Source organism: Streptomyces sp. NPDC051913 (genome assembly GCF_044593635.1).
Lineage (GTDB): Bacteria > Actinomycetota > Actinomycetes > Streptomycetales > Streptomycetaceae > Streptomyces.
Genome location: NZ_JBIUCI010000020.1, coordinates 26484 through 46565, shown reverse-complemented (window position 1 = coordinate 46565; position 20082 = coordinate 26484). Strand labels below are relative to the sequence as shown.

Annotated in this window: 19 protein-coding genes; 9 read left to right on the top strand and 10 right to left on the bottom strand. The window is 71.3% G+C overall.

Going from position 1 to position 20082, the window contains the following annotated elements:
• Positions 1-158: 158 nt before the first annotated feature.
• The gene (locus ACIHIX_RS39835; RefSeq protein ID WP_399965224.1) at positions 159-1349 is read left to right on the top strand and encodes a cytochrome P450; all 1191 of its coding nucleotides are present in this window, start codon (positions 159-161) and stop codon (positions 1347-1349) included.
• Positions 1350-1544: 195 nt separating this feature from the next.
• Here the strand turns inward: ACIHIX_RS39835 and ACIHIX_RS39830 are convergent, their stop codons facing one another.
• Positions 1545-2453 (bottom strand): aminoglycoside phosphotransferase family protein, encoded by a 909-nt coding sequence (locus tag ACIHIX_RS39830; RefSeq protein ID WP_399965222.1) that lies wholly within the window; start codon positions 2451-2453, stop codon positions 1545-1547.
• Between the two features lie 25 nt (positions 2454-2478).
• Entirely contained in the window at positions 2479-3441 is a 963-nt protein-coding gene (locus tag ACIHIX_RS39825) for an LLM class flavin-dependent oxidoreductase (protein ID WP_399965220.1), read from the bottom strand.
• 86 nt (positions 3442-3527) lie between these two features.
• Between ACIHIX_RS39825 and ACIHIX_RS39820 the strand changes: the two genes are divergently transcribed.
• Both ACIHIX_RS39820 and ACIHIX_RS39815 read left to right on the top strand, forming a co-directional pair.
• Positions 3528-4283, top strand: a complete 756-nt coding sequence (locus tag ACIHIX_RS39820; protein ID WP_399965218.1) for a helix-turn-helix domain-containing protein — start codon at positions 3528-3530, stop codon at positions 4281-4283.
• Between the two features lie 247 nt (positions 4284-4530).
• Positions 4531-4926, top strand: coding sequence for a molybdopterin-binding protein (locus ACIHIX_RS39815; protein ID WP_399965216.1), 396 nt, complete (start codon positions 4531-4533; stop codon positions 4924-4926).
• 1 nt (position 4927) lies between these two features.
• Here the strand turns inward: ACIHIX_RS39815 and ACIHIX_RS39810 are convergent, their stop codons facing one another.
• Positions 4928-5410 carry a molybdopterin-dependent oxidoreductase gene (locus ACIHIX_RS39810; protein ID WP_399965214.1) on the bottom strand — a complete coding sequence of 161 codons (483 nt, stop codon included), beginning with the start codon at positions 5408-5410 and terminating at the stop codon, positions 4928-4930.
• Between the two features lie 220 nt (positions 5411-5630).
• Here ACIHIX_RS39810 and modA point away from each other — a divergent pair, with 220 nt between their 5' ends.
• From modA to ACIHIX_RS39795, 3 genes are read left to right on the top strand one after another with little or no spacing between them, the layout of a single operon-like run.
• On the top strand, positions 5631-6458 hold the full coding sequence (modA, locus tag ACIHIX_RS39805; protein ID WP_399965212.1) for a molybdate ABC transporter substrate-binding protein: 828 nt from the start codon (positions 5631-5633) through the stop codon (positions 6456-6458).
• The gene (locus ACIHIX_RS39800; RefSeq protein ID WP_399965210.1) at positions 6455-7300 is read left to right on the top strand and encodes an ABC transporter permease; all 846 of its coding nucleotides are present in this window, start codon (positions 6455-6457) and stop codon (positions 7298-7300) included. The genes modA and ACIHIX_RS39800 overlap by 4 nt, the downstream gene beginning before the upstream one ends.
• Positions 7297-8388, top strand: a complete 1092-nt coding sequence (locus tag ACIHIX_RS39795; RefSeq protein WP_399965208.1) for an ABC transporter ATP-binding protein — start codon at positions 7297-7299, stop codon at positions 8386-8388. The genes ACIHIX_RS39800 and ACIHIX_RS39795 overlap by 4 nt, the downstream gene beginning before the upstream one ends.
• 25 nt (positions 8389-8413) lie before the next feature.
• Here the strand turns inward: ACIHIX_RS39795 and ACIHIX_RS39790 are convergent, their stop codons facing one another.
• The 7 genes from ACIHIX_RS39790 to ACIHIX_RS39760 form a co-directional block, all read right to left on the bottom strand.
• Positions 8414-9142, bottom strand: a complete 729-nt coding sequence (locus ACIHIX_RS39790; protein WP_399965206.1) for a DUF2625 domain-containing protein — start codon at positions 9140-9142, stop codon at positions 8414-8416.
• A gap of 87 nt (positions 9143-9229) precedes the next feature.
• The gene (locus ACIHIX_RS39785; RefSeq protein WP_399965204.1) at positions 9230-9889 is read right to left on the bottom strand and encodes an MSMEG_1061 family FMN-dependent PPOX-type flavoprotein; all 660 of its coding nucleotides are present in this window, start codon (positions 9887-9889) and stop codon (positions 9230-9232) included.
• Between the two features lie 274 nt (positions 9890-10163).
• Complete coding sequence (locus ACIHIX_RS39780) at positions 10164-11405, bottom strand: MFS transporter (RefSeq protein WP_399965202.1); 1242 nt, start codon at positions 11403-11405, stop codon at positions 10164-10166.
• A 72-nt stretch (positions 11406-11477) separates the two neighbouring features.
• Positions 11478-12275, bottom strand: a complete 798-nt coding sequence (locus ACIHIX_RS39775; RefSeq protein ID WP_399965199.1) for an alpha/beta fold hydrolase — start codon at positions 12273-12275, stop codon at positions 11478-11480.
• Between the two features lie 109 nt (positions 12276-12384).
• On the bottom strand, positions 12385-13734 hold the full coding sequence (locus tag ACIHIX_RS39770) for an MFS transporter (RefSeq protein WP_399965197.1): 1350 nt from the start codon (positions 13732-13734) through the stop codon (positions 12385-12387).
• Positions 13735-13775: 41 nt separating this feature from the next.
• The gene (locus ACIHIX_RS39765) at positions 13776-14972 is read right to left on the bottom strand and encodes a PLP-dependent aminotransferase family protein (protein ID WP_399965196.1); all 1197 of its coding nucleotides are present in this window, start codon (positions 14970-14972) and stop codon (positions 13776-13778) included.
• On the bottom strand, positions 14969-18094 hold the full coding sequence (locus ACIHIX_RS39760) for an ATP-binding protein (RefSeq protein ID WP_399965194.1): 3126 nt from the start codon (positions 18092-18094) through the stop codon (positions 14969-14971). The genes ACIHIX_RS39765 and ACIHIX_RS39760 overlap by 4 nt, the downstream gene beginning before the upstream one ends.
• A 353-nt stretch (positions 18095-18447) precedes the next feature.
• Here ACIHIX_RS39760 and ACIHIX_RS39755 point away from each other — a divergent pair, with 353 nt between their 5' ends.
• Genes ACIHIX_RS39755 through ACIHIX_RS39745 form a run of 3 tightly spaced genes read left to right on the top strand, consistent with a single transcriptional unit; the run spans position 18448 to position 19956 of the window.
• Positions 18448-19170: an alpha/beta fold hydrolase gene (locus ACIHIX_RS39755; RefSeq protein ID WP_399965192.1), complete on the top strand. Its 723-nt coding sequence runs from the start codon at positions 18448-18450 to the stop codon at positions 19168-19170.
• 50 nt (positions 19171-19220) lie between these two features.
• Positions 19221-19430, top strand: coding sequence for a 2TM domain-containing protein (locus ACIHIX_RS39750; protein WP_399965190.1), 210 nt, complete (start codon positions 19221-19223; stop codon positions 19428-19430).
• A 34-nt stretch (positions 19431-19464) separates the two neighbouring features.
• On the top strand, positions 19465-19956 hold the full coding sequence (locus ACIHIX_RS39745; RefSeq protein WP_399965188.1) for a DUF4188 domain-containing protein: 492 nt from the start codon (positions 19465-19467) through the stop codon (positions 19954-19956).
• The last annotated feature ends 126 nt before the right edge of the window (positions 19957-20082 follow it).

The window sequence follows — 20082 nt, the reverse complement described above, 5'->3', positions numbered from 1 at the left end:
ACGGCCACACGATCACCAGACAAGCGCCGCAGGTCTGGTGCAGCAGAAAGGTGGGCTCAGGTGAACAGTGCAGATCCATGCACCCAGTTGAGGTCAGAGCAGAGTTCACAAGCCATTCCCCACCCCGCTAAAGCGGGGCGTCCGCTGGCTAGGTCCTGATGGATCGGGCCGAGGACGTACGCAAGATTCGCAGGGCTCACGCCACACCCGTCTGCCCGATCGACCGCGGGGAGGACGGCACTTGGCGGATACGGGGCTACGAGGCGGCACGCGCCGTTCTGCGCAGCACCGAGACCGTGCAGGCGGGCCTGGGGATCGAGACCGTGGAGAAGCTGCCGGCCCGGATCCGGCGGCCGGTGCTGTACCGCGACGGGCCCCAGCACCGTGAGCACCGCCGGCAGACCGCCCGCTACTTCACGCCGCGCCGCGTGGACGAGCACTACCGGGACCTGGCGGACCGCGTCGTACGCCGGCACCTGGACACCCTGCGGAGTGAGGGCGAGGCACGGCTGGAGGATCTCACCTTCGGCGTCTCGATCGACGTGGCGTGCGAGGTGATCGGTCTGACGCACAGCAGACCCGGGATCCAGCGCCGCCTGGAGCGCTTCTTCCCCGAGAAGTTCGGCAGACCCGGGCTGACCAGTTGGCACGGGGTCTACTGGCTGCTGCGGCAGAACAGCCAGTGGCTGCGGATCTATCTCGCCGACGTCCGCCCGGCCGTCCGGGCCCACCGGGAACAGCCCGCGGACAACCTGATCTCCCATCTGATCGCCGAGGGGTGTTCCCGTGCCGAGATCCTCGGTGAATGCCTCACCTACGCCGCCGCGGGCATGGTCACCACGCGTGAGTTCATCAGCGTCGCCGCCTGGCATCTGTTCACCGACGAGGCGCTGCGCGAGCGCTATCTGGCGGGGAGTGAGAGCGAACGTCTGGCGGTGGTGCACGAACTCCTGCGCCTGGAGCCCGCGGTCGCCCGCCTCAAGCGGCGGACCACCGGCGCGGTGGAGGTACCGGGGGCGGACGGGCCGGTCACCGTGCCCGGCGACGCGCTCGTCGAGATCTTCGTGGACGAGGCGAACACCGACCCGGACGCCATGGGCGACGAGCCCACGACCGCCTGCCCCGGCAGGCCGGCGACAACCGGCCGTTACGCGGCCGCCCTGTCCTTCGGCGACGGACCGCACCGCTGCCCCGGTGGCGACATCGCGCTGATGGAGGCCAACGTCTTCCTGGGTCACCTCTTCTCCCTCGACGGCATCCGCATGCTCACGCCGCCCCGCGTCACGTTCCAGGACGAGATAGGCGGCTATGTGCTCCGCGGACTGCGCGTGGCCGTCGGGCGTCGGTGACGCCCCGCAGGTCTGGGCTCGCTTCTCCGCCCACGGCGGGGTCGGCCACCAGGCGGAAGGGACCTTGCCCATGGCGCGCACGCCGGCTGTGTACAGGGCGCGCCACACACGTTGGTCCCGCAGGGTACCGACGACGCCCAGGAGCAGGACGGCCACGGTGAAAGGGGGCCAGATGACGAGTTCGAAGGGCGCTCGTCACAGGCCCCGCAGAACACGTTCCAGCGCCGCCCGGCCCACAGGTCCCCAGTGCGGCTTGCCGCCGGGAAGGCCCCGGTCGCCGTTGTGCCCCATGAGGATCAGGAAGAGGCACTTCGTCGCGGCCAGGCCGCGGGCCCGCCGGATCGTCGCGTCGTCCGCATGCGCATACGTGTCGAAGAACCGTGCGGCCGTGCCCGCGGGGAGCAGTACCCACGCCGCGGCCAGGTCCCACGCCGGGTCGCCGGCGAACATGTCGCCGAAGTCGACGATGCCGGAGAGCGTTCCGTCGGAGACGACCACGTTCGCGGGGTGGAGGTCGCCGTGCACCCATACCGGCGGGCCTTCCCACTCGGGGGCCGCGACCGCGTCGTCCCAGACGGCCCGGACCTCGGCGGCGATGTCGTCGACGGCGACGGACCGGAGGAAGTGCTCGAAGCCGTCCGTGCAGTGCTTGGGATGGGCGCCGCGGTCTCTGGCGGTCGGTGCATCGGCGGGTGCCGGCACATGGAGCGCCCGGAGGAAGTCCGCCAGTGTGTCGGCCGCGTGGGCGCCGCGGGTGATCGAGCCGTGGTCCAGTGGCTCGCCGGGAACCCATGTCATCACGGTCCAGTGCTTGGGGAAGCGTTCGGACGGTTCGCCGAACCGCACCGGTGTCGGCACCGGGAGCGGCAGGCGCGGAGCCAGCACGGGGAGCCACCGGCGTTCCTTGAGCTGGTGCTCCGGGGTGGGGTCCATACGTTGCATGCGTACGGCCAACTCGTCGCCGAGGCGCCACATCTGGTTGCCCCAGCCGCCCGCCACCTCACGCAGGGGCAGCGCCGCGAGGTCGGGATGTTGCTCCTTCAGCAGGGCACGTACCAGATCTGCGGTGATCTCGGTGGGGGTGGCGGTGCCGGTGTCGGTCATGTGACGTCACAGTACCCAAGTCCCCCTAGGAGGACGCGGGTTGGTGGGAGGTGCGGACGGCGGGAACGAGGTCGGCGAGCCGTTCGAGTTGGTCGCGCTGGGCGTGCAGGCCCAGACAGCCGAGGCGGACGACGATGTGCCGGGCGCCGGCGGCGACGTACGCTCCCAGGTGTTCCAGCACCTGGTCCGCGGAGCCGGTGACGACGGCCTGGATCTTCTCCAGTTCACGCAGTGGCATTCCGTAGGTGGCCAGTGCGTACTCGTCCAGTGCCCGGCGGCCGGAGTCGATGTCGTCGTCGATGCGTGCCGAGACGAACAGTGCGGGGGTGATGGCCTCGGTCGTCCGTCCGGCGTCGGCCGCCGCCTTGTGGATGGCGTGGAGGCCGGATGCGTAGTCGGCGGGGTCGGGCGGGTAGGGCAGCCATCCGTCGTACAGCCGGCCGGCGCGGGCCAGTGCGGCGGGTGTCGCGCCGCCGAGCCACAGAGGGGGGCCGCCGGCTCGGAACGGCCGGGTGGTGGGAGGGATGTCGGTGAATCGGAGGATCTCCCCGTGGAAGGCGTCGGCGCCGTCCCACAGGGCCCGCCACAGCGCGACTGTCTCGTCCAGGCGGGCGAAGCGCCTCTCCCAGGGCAGCTCGGACAGCGTGTAGAGGGGCCGCCCGAATCTGCCCGGGAAACCGGCGCCGACGGTCACGGTGAGTCTGCCGCCGGACAGCAGGTCGATCGACGCGAGTGACTGCGCGGCCTGGACCGGCCGGCGCAGGAACGGCATCAGGGCGGCGGTGCCCAGGGTGACGGTGTCGGTGGCCGCGGCGAGTGCGGCCAGCATCGTGAGCGCCTCGATGCGTGGGCTGATGAGGGAATCGTTGACGAACAGCGAGGAGAGGCCCGCGCGTTCGGCATGCCGGCCGAAGGCGATCAGCTCACGGGCGTCGTCGTCGGCGCCCCATGGGGCGGTTCCGGTCGGAAGCAGTACACCGATGTCCATGCCGGCAAGATTCGCGGCCGGTGCGAGTGCCGACAATTCCCTGCGAGGAATGGCCTGTTCACCTCCGGCACCGTTACAACTTGCTGGTGGACTTCCCTCGTGCGCTTCGTGAACGCCGTACCCGCCGTCGTGTCAGCCAGCTCGACCTGGCCCTGCGCGCGGGCACCACCCAGCGCCACCTCAGCTTCATCGAGTCCGGCAGGTCCGTTCCGGGCCGAAACATGGTGGTGCGCCTGGCCGAGTCGCTGGAGCTGCCGCTGCGGGAGCGCAACGAGCTGCTGCTGGCGGCCGGGTACGCGCCCGCCTACCCGGAGAGCTCACTGGACGATCCGGCGCTGGCCCCCGTGCGCACGGCGATCGACCACATCCTCCGCGGGCATCTGCCGTACCCGGCGCTGGTCCTGGACCGCGGCGGACGCCTGATCGCCGCGAACTCCGCCTTCGATCTGATCACCGAAGGCGCCGCCCCCGAACTGGTCGGCCCGGGCAGAAACATGTACCGCCTGGCGCTGCATCCCGACGGCCTGGCCCCCCGGATCCTCAACCTCGCCGAGTGGGCGCGCCACATCCTGGTGCGCCTCGGCCACTTGGCGGAGTTGCACGCCGAGCTCACCGGTTACGTTCCCGAACCGGAGCCGGCCGCGGGGCCACTCGGTTTCGCGGTGCCGCTCCATCTGCGGTCCTCCTACGGCGAGTTGCGCCTGATGACGACGGTGACCACCTTCGCCACCGCCGTCGACGTGACCCTTGCCGAGCTCAAACTGGAGGCGTTCCTGCCGGCCGACGCGGCGACGGCGGAGGCTCTCGCTGCGGCCGCAGCGGCATCGCCGGCCGAGTCATGAGGGTGCCGGGAGTACGCGAGGGCCGGACTCCGGGCCGCCTGACGACGTGCGGCAGTGGCCGGGGGCATCGTGCGCCGGTGGACGGCATGGGGGTGCGCCCGGCCCGGGGACCGACTGCGGCGGGAACGGCGCAGGCTGACGCGTCCATGGCTTGCGACCTGATGCTCACCAGGGCGGACGGAAGGTTTCCCGCTCACCACCGAGCCCTGCGACGGCGCACCGCTCTTGCTGACCTATCTTGGCGCCCATGCAGTCATACACAATCGGCCAGGCAGCCCGTCTCCTCGGCGTGAGTCCGGACACCGCGCGCAGATGGGCGGACGCCGGCCGGGTCGCCACCCACCGCGACGAGGGGGGAAAGCGGCTCATCGACGGCGCGGACCTGGCCGCGTTCTCCGTGGAACTCGCCAAGGGGGGCACCGGCGAGGAGGAGGTCTCCACCACCTCGGTCCGCAACGCGTTCCCCGGTATCGTCACCGCGATCAAACTCGGTGACGTGGCGGCACAGGTGGAGATCCAGGCCGGTCCGCACCGGCTGGTCTCCCTGCTCACCCGGGAGGCGGTGGAGGAACTCGGCCTGGAGGTAGGCATGGAGGCCACCGCCCGAGTGAAGTCGACGAACGTCCATATCGACCGCGTCTGATTCAGCTCCACGCGGTGTATCCGCCGTCCACCCGTATCGCCTCGATGCCGCTGATGTAGCGGGCGCCGCAGCGGTCCTGGGGCAGGACCAGTTGGGGACCGGCGCGGTCCAGCGGGGTGGCGTCGAGGGTGACGGCGAGCAGGACGGGGGCCCGGCCGAAGTCGGGGTCGATCTCCGCCCAGGACAGCAGCGCGTGGTGGCCGTCCGTACCGCGCACGGCGATCAGGAAGCGGAGGCGGTCCTTGCGGCGGGCGGGGTCGAAGACCGGACCGGCGTCGGTGAGGACGTCGTACAGGAGTGGGCCGGTGAAGGTGTGGTGCTGGATGCCGCTGGTGGCGCACTCGAAGGCGGCCTCCGTCCGGTGCTGCGGCCAGGCCCGCAGATCGGGCACCGTCAGGCGGGCCGGCCGGCTCAGATCACCGGCGAGCACGAGCTCCGCCGCCGGTCCGGCGGCCGTACGGGCAGCTGCGAGGGGCTGACTCACGGGCTACCACCTCCCGTCTGACCGTACCCGAGGACCGGCCCCGTACAAACGCACATGCCATGTGTTCGGATGGACGATCCAGCTCATGCGATGCGACAAGAGACTTTCGCCTCGCACTTGCGGCATTATCATCGGCGCAGGCAAGGTCGAGAGCCCGTTGCCGGTCCGTCAGGGGCCGGTGCGGTGGTGTCCGTGAGGACCAGAAGGAGTTGCACCCGTGATGACCCGTTCCGTGCGTCGGACCCGTCGGATGATGCAGGTGACCGGCGTCGGCGCCGCCGCTCTGCTGGCCCTGAGCGCCTGCTCGTCCTCCGACGACGACTCCTCCAAGGGGTCGGGCTCCGCCGCCTCGGCGTCCTCCTCGACGAAGCTGTCGGGCGAGGTGACCGTGTTCGCCGCGGCCTCGCTCAAGGAGAGCTTCGAGACGCTGGGCAAGGAGTTCGAGAAGGCTCACCCCGGCACGAAGGTCACCTTCAGCTTCGGCGGCAGCGACGCCCTGGCCGCGAGCATCACGGGCGGCGCCCCGGCGGACGTGTTCGCCTCCGCCAGCCCCAAGACGATGAAGATCGTGACGGACGCGGGTGACAATGCCACCGATCCGGCCACCTTCGTCCGCAACCAGCTGGAGATCGCCACCCTGCCGGGCAACCCCGACAAGGTCGCCTCCCTCAAGGACCTCACCGACTCGGATCTGAAGGTCGTGCTGTGCGACAAGACGGTGCCGTGCGGTGCCGCGGCGGAGAAGGCCCTGACGGCGAGCAAGCTGAAGCTCACCCCGGTCTCCTACGAGGAGGACGTGAAGTCCGCCCTCAACAAGGTCGTGCTCAAGGAAGCCGACGCCGCGGTCGTCTACAAGACCGACGTGAAGGCCGCGGGTGACAAGGTGGAGGGCGTGGAGTTCCCCGAGTCCGCCGACGCCATCAACGACTACCCGATCACCCTGCTCAAGGAGTCGAAGAACACCGACACCGCGAAGGCGTTCATCGCGCTGGTGCAGTCCGCCGAGGGCCAGAAGGTGCTGACCGCGGCAGGGTTCCTCCAGCCGTGACGTCTCCCACCAAGGCCGGCGCCGCGGACACCCTCACCGGTGGTCCGCGGCGCCGCCGCGCGTACCGGGGCGCTCCGCTGCCCCTGCTCGTGCCCGCGCTGATCGGCCTGGTGTTCCTCGTCCTGCCGCTCGTCGCCCTGCTGATCCGGGCCCCCTGGAGCAGCATGCCCGACCTGCTCACCAGCACCGAGGTGTGGCAGGCGCTCCAGCTGTCCCTGGTCTGCGCGACGGCGGCCACGGCCGTGAGCCTGGTGATCGGGGTGCCTCTGGCCTGGCTGCTGGCCCGGGTGGAGTTCCCCGGACGCGGTCTCGTACGGGCGCTGGTCACTCTCCCCCTCGTCCTGCCGCCGGTCGTCGGCGGCGTGGCGCTGCTGATGGCGCTGGGCCGCAACGGGGTGGTGGGCAAGTGGCTCGACGCGTGGTTCGGCATCACCCTCCCCTTCACCACCACCGGGGTCGTGATCGCGGAGGCGTTCGTCGCGATGCCCTTCCTCGTCATCAGCGTCGAGGGCACTCTGCGTGCCGCCGACCCGCGCTACGAGGAGGCCGCCCAGACGCTCGGCGCCTCCCGTTTCACCGCGTTCCGCCGGGTCACGCTGCCGCTCATCGCGCCCGGTGTCGCGGCGGGCGCCGTTCTGGCCTGGGCGCGGGCGCTCGGGGAGTTCGGGGCGACGATCACCTTCGCCGGCAACTTCCCCGGCCGCACCCAGACCATGCCGCTCGCCGTGTACCTCGCCCTCCAGAACGACCCGGAGGCGGCCATCGCCCTCAGCCTGGTACTGCTCGCCGTGTCGATCGCGGTCCTCGCGGGCCTGCGCGACCGATGGATGACCGCCTCATGACCGACGTCGAGAAGAACCCGATCCGCTACGACGTCGAGGCGCCGTCCGCTGACGGACTCGATGCCCGTCTCGTGGTCGAGCGCGGCTCCTTCCGCCTCGACGTGGCGCTCTCGGCGAAGCCCGGCGACGTCGTCGCCCTCCTCGGCCCCAACGGCGCCGGCAAGACCACCGCCCTGCGTGCCCTCGCCGGTCTGGTCCCGCTCACCGACGGCCATCTGCGGCTGGACGGAACGGAGTTGGACCGTATGCCGCCCGAGTCCCGCCCGGTCGGGGTCGTCTTCCAGGACTACCTGCTCTTCCCGCACCTCACCGCGCTCGACAACGTGGCCTTCGGACCTCGCTGTCACGGCGCCTCCAAGTCGGACGCCCGCGCCCAGGCCGCCGTATGGCTGGACCGCATGGGCCTGACGGCGCACGCGTCCGCGAAGCCCCGGCGGCTTTCCGGCGGCCAGGCGCAACGTGTCGCGCTCGCCCGCGCCCTGGCCACCCACCCGCGCCTGCTCCTGCTCGACGAGCCGCTCGCCGCCCTGGATGCCCGCACCCGGCTCGACGTCCGGGCCCAGCTCCGCCGTCATCTGGCCGACTTCGAGGCGGTGGCCGTCCTCGTCACTCACGATCCGCTGGACGCGATGGTGCTGGCGGACCACCTCGTCGTGGTGGAAGAGGGCCGGGTCGTCCAGCAGGGCACGCCCGCCGACATCGCCCGCCACCCGCGGACCGACTACATCGCCCACCTGGTCGGCCTCAACCTCTACCGGGGACAGGCCGACGGGCACACGGTCCACGTCGAGAGCGGCTCCACGGTGACCACCACGGAGCACCTCACCGGACCGGTCTTCGTCGCCTTCCCGCCCAGCGCGGTCACCCTGCACCGCGACCGGCCGACCGGGTCCAGCGCCCGCAACCTCTGGCGCTGCGAGGTGGCAGGTCTGGAGACGCACGGCGACCAGATCCGCGTCGCCCTCGGCGGCGAACTCCCGCTGGCCGCCGACCTCACCACGGTCGCCGCGGCCGAACTCGACCTCCACGCGGGGGCTGTGGTCTGGGCGACGGTGAAGGCGGCTCAGACGCACGCGTACCCGGCGTAGCGAAGCCGAGGGGACCCGAGGATCCTCAACCGGCTCCGAGGAACCCCGGATCGGCGCCGTCGAACTGACGGCACGCGTCGCGGCCCAGGCCCAGGAGTTCGGCCATGGGCACCGCACGCCGGCTGGTCGCCGACAGGTCCTGGCGGGCCTCGGCCGACCACAACGGCGGGAAGAACGACAGCCCCTGACGGCCGTTCAGCGCGGAGACCTCGTCGCGCCAGCCGTCCCATCGCAGGGTCTCGTAGAACTCGTGGACGCCTCCGGAGAGAATCCAGGACAGCCAGGCCGAGTGGCCCGCGCCCAGCGGCTCCCAGCGCAGGGCGTCCGGGGCGAAATAGAGGATCTCGCCCGGCTCGCCGGGGCGCCCGGACTCACGCGGACTGCCCCCGTTGAGCGTGAAGGCGCCGCCCAGCACATCGTGCGCGATCACGAGTCCCGCGCCCGGCTGCCATGCGGGATCGAACGTCGTGGGCATCGCGTTGACCTCGGCCAGGCCGGGCAGCCCTTCGGCGTCGGCACCGCCCGGGCTTGCGAAGATCCGCAGCCATCCGCCGTCCACCAGCAGACCACCGCAGTTCAGCACCAGGCCGCCCAGATTCGAGCGGGCGGAGACCTGGAGTTGCCGCAGCGAGGCGCGGCCCGACTCGGCGTCGCCGGGCAGCACCTCGACCGGTACGTCGGTGCCGGACAACTCCTCGAGCAGGAGCGGCCAGGCCGGATCGTCGACGTCGGTCAGCTCGTTGATCTCGCGCATCCCCGCATCGTCGCAGCAGCACCCAGGGGTTCGCTCCGCCGGGTCGACGCGTGGCCGGCTCCTTGATCCGGCGAGCGGGACGACCCCTTACTCGTACCGGTACTTCAGCGAATCCGCCTCCGTCCGCTCGATGTCGGCGATCGTCAGCTCCGGCATCCGCAGCTGGGCCAGCGTCACCTCGGCCGAGGTGGGCTGGGCGTCGGCCGGCAGCCACCGCTCCGGCTGCCAAGCTCCGCTGCGCAACAGGGACTTGGGGCAGTGGGGGTAGACCTCCTCGATCCCGACCACCAGCGCGCTGGCGGGCGGCTTGCCCACGGCGGTCAGCTGCGAGAGCAGTTCCGGGCGGGTGGAGACGCAGGCCCGGCCGTTCACTCTGAGCGTCGTCGTGCGCCCCGGGACGACGAACAGCAACCCGGCCCGTCCGGTGGCGAGGACGTTCTGCAGGGTGTCCAGACGCTTGTTGCCGGTCGCGTCCGGTATCGCCACCGTCCGGGAGTCCAGGACGGCGACGAAGCCGGCCGGGCCGCCGCGCGGGGAGACGTCACAGTTGCCTTCGGCGTCCACGCTGGCGACCAGGACCAGCGAGGAGCAGCCGATCAACCGCCGGGTCTGATCGGTGAGTTCGGTCATCTGCTTGCGCACGGCCGCGGCGTTGGGGAGTTCGTAGACCTGACGCAGCGCCTCCTGGTCGGACACGGCGTCGAGGCGGAGGAGGTCGAAGGCACTGCCGGCGAGGGATGTCGTCATGCCTCGACACTAGGGCCTGTCCGGCGGATCAGGTCGCGGGAAAGCGCGGCACCTCATTGACGCCGGTGAGCGGGGCCTGGGGCGTCCAGCTGCAAGGCGGAGGAGGGCGGCGACGCGGAGCGTCGGCAACCGACGACAACGCCGCGGCTGGGGCGTCCCAGGCCCCGCGTCTGCGACCTGATCCGCCGGACAGGCCCTAATCGGCCGACCTGCGATCGCTCTTCCTCATGGCAGGGCTCAGGTGCCCCGCGGTGCCCAGGAGAGTCCGTGGTTCTCAGGCGCGGACGGGAACGGGTGCGGGCCTCACACGGGCCACGGTCATGACGTACAGGAGCAGGCCCGCGATGGTGAGGACGAAGCCGGACCACACGGTGGACAGGGTCCCCCAGCCGGCGTCGAGGGCGACCGCGCCGCCGATCGCGCCGAGGCAGTTGGCCAGGTTGAGGGCGGCCAGGTTGAGCGTTCCCATCAGGGTCGGGGCATCGGGTGCGAAGGCGGTCAGCCGGACCTGGATGGTGGGGATGGCGAACATCATGGTCGCGCCGACGCCGAACAGACAGGGCAGCAGAATCACCAGGTGGTCGCCTGCCGCACCGATCAGTACCAGGAACGCCAGCGCACCTCCGTAGCCCAGGATCAGGCCCCGGTTCTCGTACCGGTCGGCGACCCGTCCGCCGAGGTGGTTGCCGACCGCCATGCCGAGGCCGAAGACGGCGAGCGCGACCGGGATGAGCGAGGCGTCCCGCCGTGCCGCGTCGGTGACGAACGGGCCGATGAACGTGTAGACGGCGAAGATGCTGGAGATACCGAGTGCCGCGACGGTGACCATCAGCCAGACGCCCCGGCTCCGCAGGGCGCCCAGTTCGCCCGTGAGGGAGCTGCCGCGCAGGTCGTCGGTGCGCGGCAGCCAGGCCATCAGCGCGGCTCCGGCGAGCAGGCCGACGGCGACGACGGTCCCGTACATGGCGCGCCAGCCGGCGTGCTGGCCGATGAAGGTGCCGAGCGGTGATCCGGCGATGGTGGCGACGGTGAGTCCTCCCATCACGGTGGCGAACGCCTTGCCGCCCTTGCCCGGCCCGTACACGTACGCGGCGACGACGGCCCCGGCGCCGAAGAACGCGCCCTGCACGCTGCCCGCGACGAACCGGAAGACGACGAACAAGGTGATGTCCGGCGCCAGGGCGGACAGGCCGTTGCCGATCACGAACAGCCCGATCAGGCCGAGCAGCAGAGTGCGCCGGTTGACCCGGGCGGCGAGCAGGGTGATGGCCGGAGAGCCGATCATCACGCCGAAGGCGTAGGCGGTGATCGCGTAGGTCGCGACCGGAACGGACACATCGAGATCGTCCGCGAACAGCTGGATGATGCCGTTGCTGCCGAACTCACCGGCGCCGATGGCGAAGGTGCCCAGCGCCAGTGCGAACAAGGTCGGTCTCGGATTCCTGATGGGTGACGTCGCGGCGGTGTGCCGCCCTTCCTCGGCGGTGCACTGGCGGTCGTACGCGCGTTGATGCATCGTCTCGTCCTCGGCAGGAGGGTCGGTGGGACAGGGACGGGCGAGGGAGTGGCCGTCGCCCGCCCGGAGGTGTCAGCGCGCGGCGCGCCTGATGAGGGCGGCGGTCGCCGCGGGCCGCGCGATCATCGCGACGTGTGAGGTGTCGGCCTCGACGGTGTGCGCGCCGGCCCGGTGCGCCATGAACCGCTGCGCCGCCGGGGGCAGTACCTGGTCGTCGCGGCCCACCAGGTACCAGGACGGAACGGTCCTCCAGGCCGGGGTGCCGGACGGCTCCCCGAGGGTGCGCACGTCCGCGGGCCGCTGGCCGGCCCACATCAGCGCGGTGGTCGCCTTCGGCAGGTCGCCGGCGAACACGTCGTGGAAGAACTCCTTCTTGATGTAGCCGTCGACGAGGCCCTCGCCGTAGGGACGGAAGTCCAGTGCCGCTTCGCTGAGCCTGCTTCCCGGGTACTTCGTCTGCAGGCCCAGCAGCGTCTCGCCCTGGTCGGGCGCGAACGCGGCCACGTAGACCAGCGCCTTCACGTTGGGGTTGCCGGTCGCGGCGTTCGTGACGACGATCCCGCCGTAGGAGTGCGCGACCAGGACGAGCGGGCCGCTGAGGGTCGCGAGGACGCTCGCGAGACAGGCGGAGTCGGCGGCCACGCCGCGCAGGGGGTTGGCCGGCGCGATGACCGGATAGCCGTCGCGGATGAGCCGGGAGGCGACCCCGTTCCAACCGGAGGCGTCGGCGAACGCTCCGTGCACGAGTACCACGGTGGGCTTCGGGCCGCTGCCGCTCGCGGTGTGCGCCTGCGCGGCGGGCGCGTCGAGTGCGGCGCCCATCACGACCGCGGCGGATCCGGCCAACAGCCCTCGGCGAGTTGTCGTCATCGCTGTGTCCCCTTTGATTTCCGCTGTACTCAGTGGTGATCGCGGGTCAGCGTAGAAGCGGCTACTTGACGAGAACTGAACAGGATTGCGGGCGTCGATTCCGTTGTTGTCAAGCACCCCTTCCCACGACGTCTCCGGGCGCCTCGGTGTGGGCGTGCTCGTCCAAGGTGTAGTGGCGTTGCAGCAGGGCGGCGATCGTCATGAGCACGGCCGGCACCAGGGTGAAGCCGTAGCGAACGGCCGCCAGCGCACCGGAGGACTGCGTGACGTGCTCGCCCGCACCGGAGGCCACGAAACCGCCCACAGCGAGGCAGGCCGAGTACACGTACGGTCCCAACGCCCCACCGGTGGCCTCGGCGGCGGTCCACACACCGGTGTAACTGCCCGCGCTGGCGGCACCGGCCGGCCCGGCGGCGGCGATGACGTCGGGCACCATCGACAGCGGCATCAGCTGCATCGCGGCGAACGCGACACCCAGCACTGCCACGGCTGCGATCAGCAGGGGCAGGCCGGCGCCCGAGCCCAGGGCCAGCACCAGCGAGCCGGCCACGAACGCCGCCTGGGCGACGAGCAGGCTGCGCTGCTTGCCCAGACGCCGGGCCACCAGGACCCACAGGGGTGTGGTCAGGACCGCCGGTGCCATGAACGCCGCGATGAGCACGGTCGTGAGCGAGGAGCGGCCCAACTCGTACTCGGCGAAGTACGGCATGGCGGCGAGTACCAGGTTCATCGTGATCGCGACGGTCAGATAGGACGCGGTGAGCACACGGAACTGGCGGTCGCGCAGGGCCACCAGCAGCCCGCCCCTCCGCCCCGGCCCGGCCGGGGTGCCCGGGGCCGCCCGGTTGCAGCGGGCGACGCCTGCGATGCCGACCAGCATCGCCACGAGCATCACCGCGCCCAGCAACAGGGCCATTCTCGTGTAGTCGCCGACGCCCGGATCGTCGCCGGTGACCACCGGCGCGGCTACGCCGGCGAGCAGGACGCTCACGGTGATCACGACATTGCGGTAGCCCATGAGACGGGTCCGCTCGTGGTAGCCGATGCCCAGGTCGGCCGGGGTGGCGAGGTAGGAGACCTGGTAGAGCGAGTAGAGCAGGTTGCCGGCGACCAGTGCCGCCGCGACCCATAGCGCGGCGGCCGTCCCGTGCAGTCCCGAGGGCACGGCGAACAGGGCCACGAACGCGAGCACCACGACGCAGCCGGCCAGCATGAGTCGCCGCCGGTGGCCGGTGGCGGCCAGGTCGGTGTCGGAGAGCCGGCCCACCCACGGGTGCGTCAGGATGTCGGCGACGTTCGGCAGCAGCAGCGCCAGCCCGGCCGCGTACGGCGGCACGCCCAGGACGTCGGTCAGGAAGTACAGCAGGAAGATGCCCGGCACGGTGACCCAGATGCCCATGCCGACCGAACCGGCGGCGAACGGGACGAGTGCGCGCAGGGGAAGCCGAACGTCGCTCATGAGCCGCCTCCAGGAGATCCCCGACAGGAATGTCTGCGTCGTCAGAAGGCCAGGGCCAGCCGGCGTACGGCCTCCCGCAGTTCTTCCGGAGTGCGGTCGCTGTAGGACAACCGCAGGTGCCGGGCCGAGCAACGCTGCCCGGGGTCCGCCGCGAAGTACTCCCCCGGCTGGTAGAGCACGCCGTGGGCGGCCGCCCGCCGGAACAGCTCGGTGGGATCCACGTCGTCGTCGGTGAGGCGCGGCCAGAGGAACAGGCCGCCTTCAGGGGCCACGATGCGGAAGGTGCCCGGGAGTTGCTCGCGCAGAGCGTCGATCAGCGCGTCGGCGCGCTCTCGGTACAGGGCGGTGGCGCCGTTCACGATCCGGTCGAAGCGGGTGGCGTCGTCGGTGAGCAGCCGCTCGATCATCGCCTGGGTCACCGAGGACGTGTGGACGTCGAGGCGGTTGCGCAGCCGGGTCACCGGGTCCACGAGGTGGTCCGGCAGCACCAGCCAGCCCACGCGCCAGCCGGGGCCGAGGGTCTTGGTGAAGGTGTTGACGTGGATCGCCCGATCCGACCGGTGGAAGGCGGCGACCCCCTGGTCCTGTCCGCGGAAGCGCAGTTCGCGGTACGGATCGTCGACGATCACGTAGAAGCCGTACCGTTCGGCGAGCTCGATCAGTGCCTGGCGTTTCGGTGCCGAGAGACTGACCTGCGCGGGGTTGTGGAAGTCAGGCACGGTGTAGGCGGCGGCGATCCGGGCGCCGGTGGCGAGCCGCCGGGCGAGGTGTTCGACGTCGAAACCGTCGGCCACGACCGGTACCGGGAGGGTTCGGGTCGTGGACATCTCCAGGGCCCACAGGAAGCCCGGGAAGACCGGATCGTCCACGGCGACGGTGGCGTCGCGTTCGACGACGGTCAGCACCGTCAGTGCGAGGCCGTGCATGCCGCCGTTGGTCACCACGATCCGGCTCGGGTCGACGCCCTCCCGTTGCGCGATCCAGGCGCACAGCGCTTCGGATCCGCGCGGCGGCCCGTACCGCAGGCTCGTGATGGCGGCGTCGGGGTCCTGCCACACCTGCGCGGATGCCTGGCCGATCGCCTCGACCGGCAGCGCCGCGGGGGCGGGGACGCCCCCCAGCAGTCGGATCGTGCCGGGGGCGGGGGCGGCCAGGCTGGCGTCGACGAAGCCTTTCGGGGCGGAGAGCCCACGGGCCAGGGCCGTCAGCCCGTTCTGTTCCTCCGGGCCCTCGGTCATGCGTCGCCTCCAGGTGCAAAGAGGAGGTGTTCGGCGCGGCGAGCGAACAAGTGTGCCTCGTATGCGGTGGATTGCGCGTGCGCGTGTTCGGCTGCGGCCCGCACCGCGGTGGGGGGTGCGCCGCGGGCCTGGAGCAGTCGGGCCTTCAGCAGCAGGAGCAGCCCTTCGGCGTACCGCTGGCCGTAGTCCCACATGGCCTGGTCGGCTCGGCCGAGCGCGGCGTCGGCCCGGTCGGGCGATCCGGCGGCCAGCCACATCTCGGCGATCAGCGCGTAGTGGTAGGCGATGCCCCATTGCGGCGGATCGAGCAGGTGGGCGGCCAGGAGTTCCTCAGCCTCGGCCGCGGCGCCGGCCGGATCATCGCCGGTGAGGGCGCGCGCCCAGCACCAGAACTGCCGGATGTAGTGGTCGATATGGGCGCTGAGGCGGGCGAGGCCGGAGGCGACCCACCGCTCGCCGGCGCGCCGTGCCGTTTCCGCGTCCCCGGCCATGGAAGCGATCATGGTCGTGTAGTAGACCCAGACCGAGGCCGCGTACGGGTCCCCCGGGGTGTCCCAGGTGTCTACGAAGGCCAGCGCCGTGTCGACATCACCGTGCAGCGCGGTCATGACGGCCCGCCAGCCGGGTCCCTCCCCGGGAATGCTGCCGTCCCGCCGCAGCGGTGTCTCCTCGTCCGGGGCGACGGTGCCGCCGACGGCGGCGTCCTCCTTGCTGAAGCACCGGTATGCCTCGCCGATGTTGCCGATGTCCCACTGGTGCAGGCCCCAGGCCTGGCGACCGTAGCGTCGGACGGCGGGCGAGGAGGACGCCTGACCGAGCTCGTGCATGCGGCGGGCCAGCTGCCCGCGGCCCTTCTCCATGGCGGTGTAGGCGCCCATCAGGCGGATGAAGAGGAAGTCGGCGGCCTCCGCCTCCCGGCCGAGCGTGCGGGCCAGGTACTCGGCCCGTCCCAGCAGATCGAAGGTCGAGGCGTCGTAGCCCGACTGCCGTCGGACGACGATGGCGAGCAGCGTGAGGGCGGAGAACTCCAGCTCCATGAGTCCGGAGGCGCGGGTGACCTGGACGGCGGAGCGCAGCTGTCGGTTGGCGGACTCGAAGGCGAGCTTGGCGGCCGCGCGGCGCCCGGCGCGGATCAGGGCCTGCGCGGTGCGGCCGGAGTCGGCGAGGGGGCCGGCGGCCCACAGGTGGTAGGCGAGGCGTTCGGCGACGTCCTCGTCGTCGGCGTGGATCTGTTCGAGGGCGTCCGCGACCCGCAGATGCAACTGGGTGACCTGCTGTGCCGTCGCGGTCTCGGAGACCGACTCGCGCACCAGGTCGTGTGCGAAGCGGAGCGAGGACGGGTCCTGCGGTCCGGGTTCGAGCAGCCCGAGCGTGTGCAGCGGTTCCAGGCGAAGGAGGCAGTCCGCGACGTCCACACCGGTGGCGCGGGACAGCAGCCTGAGGTCGACGTCGCGGCCGATGAGCGCGGCCACCCGCAGCAGGCCGCGGGCGCGGTCGTCGAGCCCCGCCATCCGGTCGCGGACGACGTCATGGACAGTGGAGGGGACTCCGGCCGCCGCGGACGCGTCGCCGTCGCCGAGCGCCCCGACCCCGTCGAGGAGCCGGGACAGTTCGCGGACGAAGAACGGGTTGCCGGAGGTACGGGCGTGGATGGCGCGGGCGACGGCGTCGCCGGGATCCTGGCCCGCCTCGTTGCGGATGAGTTCGGCCACGTCGGCCGGACCGAGCGGCCCGAGCCGGAATCTGCGGTGGCCGGGCCGTCGGCTCGCGGCGGCCAGCACCCGGGAGAGGTCCGGGCTGAGAGTGGGCGCGCGGTCGCGCAACGCGCCGATGAGCGCGGTGCCCTGGGGCAGCCGCCCCGCCAGATGCCGCAACAACTGGAGGGAGGTGACGTCGGCCCATTGGAGGTCGTCGAGGATCAGGAGGGTCGGCCGCCGCGCCGAGGCCTGTCCGACGAGGGCGACGACCTGTTCGAAGAGCCGGAACTGGGCGTTGCCGTCGGGGAGTTCCCGGCCGGTGTCGTCCCGCGCCCCGAGGAGGCCGGCCAGCCCGCCCGTGAGCCACTGTTCGCCCGCCGCGGTGGGCAGGCTGTGCACGACCTGGCCGAGTGCCTGCTCCCACGGCCACATCGCCGGCGTCCCCTCGCCCTCCAGGCAGGAGCCCCAGACGGTGAGCGCACCCAGCCGGCCCGCCACGGCGGCGGCCTCCTCCAGCAGCCGCGTCTTGCCCGCGCCCGGTTCCCCCTCGACGACGCCGATCGCGCTGTCGCCGGCGAGCGCGCGCTCCACCAGGCGCCGCAGCGTGGCGAGTTCCTCGGTCCGGCCGATCAAGGGGGCCGCGGTGGCTCGCCCGACCTCCACGGCCATGTCCGGATCCCGCACCGCCGACGCCGCCGCGGGCTGCGTGAGGATGCGCTGCTGTGCGTCCACCAGCGCCTGGCCCGGGTCGATGCCGAGCTCCTCGGCGAGCCTGTCCCGGGCCTGGCGGAACACCGACAGCGCCTCCGCCTGGCGCCCGCAGGCGCCGAGAACCCCGACCAGGGCGGCCAGCACGGGCTCGTTGAACGGCGCCATCGACGCGGCCAGTTGCAGCGCCGGGAGCACCTGCTCCGGGTGGCCCGTCGGCACGGCGAGCTCCGCCGCCCCGGTGCACGCGTCGTAGAACTCGTTGTCGAGTGCGGCGAAGACCGTCGCGGCGAGCGTCCCGTCGGCGATGCCGTCGCCCGCCGAGCCGTGCCAGAGCCCGAGCGCCTCGACGTAGTGGTCGAGAGCCGTCTCGTGCTCGTGCCGGGCCGACGCGGCCCTGGCGGCTTCCACGAGTTCCCGGAAGGCGACGAGGTCCAGAAGGGCGGAGCCCGCGACGAAGAGGTAGGAATTGCCGCGCCGGTGGAGGAACGAGCCGGCTTCACGTACGGGCAGCGAAGGCTCCAGCAGCCGTCGCAACGCGCCGACGTACTTCTGGAGGATGTTGAGAGCCGACGCCGGGACGTCCTCGGCCCAGATCAGGTCGACCAGTTCGCTCGTGGTGATCGGCTTGCCCGCGCGGGCGAGCAGGAGGGCGAGCAGGTACGACTGCTGCCGAGGTCCGGGGTCCAGTTCGACGCCGTCCCGCCAGATCCGCATCGGACCGAGAACCTGCAGACGCAGAGACGCGGCGGAGGAAGCCATTCCTTTTCCCATTCCCAGCCCTGGTCGGCCCTCGCCGCCATCCGGTGTCCATGGTGGCTCAAGTCCTGTGACAGGGAAAGCGATTACCGGTAATTGCTGACTGGAAAAGCAAAGCAAACAACCAGAAACGACCGGGGACGTGGTGTCCTTCGAGGCGCTCACCCTGGCCGGGCCGACTTGACGGCGACTGAATGACCAGTGAAGGCCGCCCGGATCGATGCCCCGGTCTCGTTCAATTCCCGTCCAGTACGGCGCCATAGCTTTGCGTCGATCGCGAAGACGTCGTCATCCGAAGGAGAGGCTGGTCCATGGTGAGCGGGAAACCGACGATCGTGCTCGTACACGGAGCCTTTGCCGACAGCAGCGGCTTCAACGCCGTCGCCAAGCGGCTTGTCACCGACGGCCATTCCGTGGTCGCCGCGCCGAATCCGCTGCGCGGGCTCGCTTTTGACGCGGCTCAGGTCAGGGCATTGCTGGAGAGCATCGAGGGACCCATCGTGCTGGTCGGGCACTCGTACGGCGGTGCGGTCATCTCGACTGCCGCCCAGGGGAACGCGAACGTCAAGGCACTGGTCTATCTGGCGGCGTTCGTGCCCGAGACGGGCGAGAGCGCGCAGGCACTGGTGGAGAAGTTCCCGGGGAGCACCGTGGGCGAGTCCCTGAAACCGGTGCCGCTGCCCGACGGTCAGGTCGACCTGTACATCGACCCGAAGGTCTTTCATCCGCATTTCGCGGCCGACGTGTCGGCGGAGGAAGCCGCGCTCTACTCGATCGCCCAACGCCCCGCCACCGGCGCCGCCCTGGGCGAACCCGCCGCCGGTCCGCAGGCCTGGCACACGATTCCGAGCTACAACCTGATCAGCGGCGCCGACAGGATCATCCCGCCCGCGACGCAGGAGTTCATGGCCCAGCGCTCCGGCGCGAAGACCCAGGTGGTCGAGGGCGCCTCGCACATGGTGTTCGTCTCCCGGCCGGGCGCGACGGTGGCCCTCATCGAGACCGCCGTACAGGAGCGGACGCTCCCCCAGTAGCCCCGCCGGACACCGCAGGTGCACCGATCCGCTGATCCGTGGGAGGGAACATGCACAAGACCGAAAAGGCCATGAGGTGGGGCCTGCGTATCCACCTTCTCTGGTACGTCGTCGCCAATGCGGCCCAGGTGGTGCTGTGGGCGATCCTCACACCCGACCACTTCTTCTGGCCCGTGTGGTCGATTGTCGGCTGGGGGATCGGGCTCGCGATCCACGCCTGGGCGATTCGCTCGAAGTACCGCTCGCCCGTCCGGCCATGACGCGCACCGACACCACGGGGATCAGAGGAGGAACATGCCCGAGAAAGTAGTACCGGGTCGAAATACCGCCGCCGCGGAGGGCGATGTCGTCGTCTTCCACATCGGGCTTCGGATCAACCGACTGTGGGCGTTCTCCAGTTGGGTGCCGGCCTTCATGTCGATGCCACGCATGCTGCGCGAGCTGTCACAGGAGAAGGGCAGCGGGCTGCTCGGCTACAAGGTGCTCTACGGCGGCCTCCGGGACTTCTACGTCGTCGAGTACTGGACCGACAAGGAACGGCTCCTCGCCTACGCACACCAGCAGAACAAGGAGCACCGGCCTGCATGGTCGGCGTTCAACCGACGAGCACGCGCCGGAAAGGGCCGTGTGGGCATCTGGCACGAGACGTTCATCGTGCCGGCGGGCTCCTACGAATCGGTGTACGTCGACATGCCCGCCTACGGCCTCGGCGCCGCGACGGGTGTCGTACCGGTCGGCCGACGCGGCGACACGGCGGCCCAGCGGCTGCGGGCGGCGGAGAAGTAGGCGTCCGTTCGGCGAGGACGGCCCGGTCGGTGGCCCGCAGTGACTGCCGACCGGTCACCCGGACTCCGCCCACCCCTTCGCGGGCGTCCGGGTGCGACGGCGGCGGCCATGGTGGCCCGTTCCTCA

Excerpts from the sequence above, each read along its gene's own strand:
- ACIHIX_RS39835 (WP_399965224.1), top strand. The coding sequence starts at position 159 with ATGGATCGGGCCGAGGACGTACGCAAGATTCGCAGGGCTCACGCCACA.
- ACIHIX_RS39830 (WP_399965222.1), bottom strand. The coding sequence starts at position 2,453 with ATGACCGACACCGGCACCGCCACCCCCACCGAGATCACCGCAGATCTG.
- ACIHIX_RS39825 (WP_399965220.1), bottom strand. The coding sequence starts at position 3,441 with ATGGACATCGGTGTACTGCTTCCGACCGGAACCGCCCCATGGGGCGCC.
- ACIHIX_RS39815 (WP_399965216.1), top strand. The coding sequence starts at position 4,531 with ATGCAGTCATACACAATCGGCCAGGCAGCCCGTCTCCTCGGCGTGAGT.
- modA (WP_399965212.1), top strand. The coding sequence starts at position 5,631 with ATGACCCGTTCCGTGCGTCGGACCCGTCGGATGATGCAGGTGACCGGC.
- ACIHIX_RS39795 (WP_399965208.1), top strand. The coding sequence starts at position 7,297 with ATGACCGACGTCGAGAAGAACCCGATCCGCTACGACGTCGAGGCGCCG.
- ACIHIX_RS39790 (WP_399965206.1), bottom strand. The coding sequence starts at position 9,142 with ATGCGCGAGATCAACGAGCTGACCGACGTCGACGATCCGGCCTGGCCG.
- ACIHIX_RS39785 (WP_399965204.1), bottom strand. The coding sequence starts at position 9,889 with ATGACGACATCCCTCGCCGGCAGTGCCTTCGACCTCCTCCGCCTCGAC.
- ACIHIX_RS39780 (WP_399965202.1), bottom strand. The coding sequence starts at position 11,405 with ATGCATCAACGCGCGTACGACCGCCAGTGCACCGCCGAGGAAGGGCGG.
- ACIHIX_RS39775 (WP_399965199.1), bottom strand. The coding sequence starts at position 12,275 with ATGACGACAACTCGCCGAGGGCTGTTGGCCGGATCCGCCGCGGTCGTG.
- ACIHIX_RS39770 (WP_399965197.1), bottom strand. The coding sequence starts at position 13,734 with ATGAGCGACGTTCGGCTTCCCCTGCGCGCACTCGTCCCGTTCGCCGCC.
- ACIHIX_RS39765 (WP_399965196.1), bottom strand. The coding sequence starts at position 14,972 with ATGACCGAGGGCCCGGAGGAACAGAACGGGCTGACGGCCCTGGCCCGT.
- ACIHIX_RS39760 (WP_399965194.1), bottom strand. The coding sequence starts at position 18,094 with ATGCGGATCTGGCGGGACGGCGTCGAACTGGACCCCGGACCTCGGCAG.
- ACIHIX_RS39755 (WP_399965192.1), top strand. The coding sequence starts at position 18,448 with ATGGTGAGCGGGAAACCGACGATCGTGCTCGTACACGGAGCCTTTGCC.
- ACIHIX_RS39750 (WP_399965190.1), top strand. The coding sequence starts at position 19,221 with ATGCACAAGACCGAAAAGGCCATGAGGTGGGGCCTGCGTATCCACCTT.
- ACIHIX_RS39745 (WP_399965188.1), top strand. The coding sequence starts at position 19,465 with ATGCCCGAGAAAGTAGTACCGGGTCGAAATACCGCCGCCGCGGAGGGC.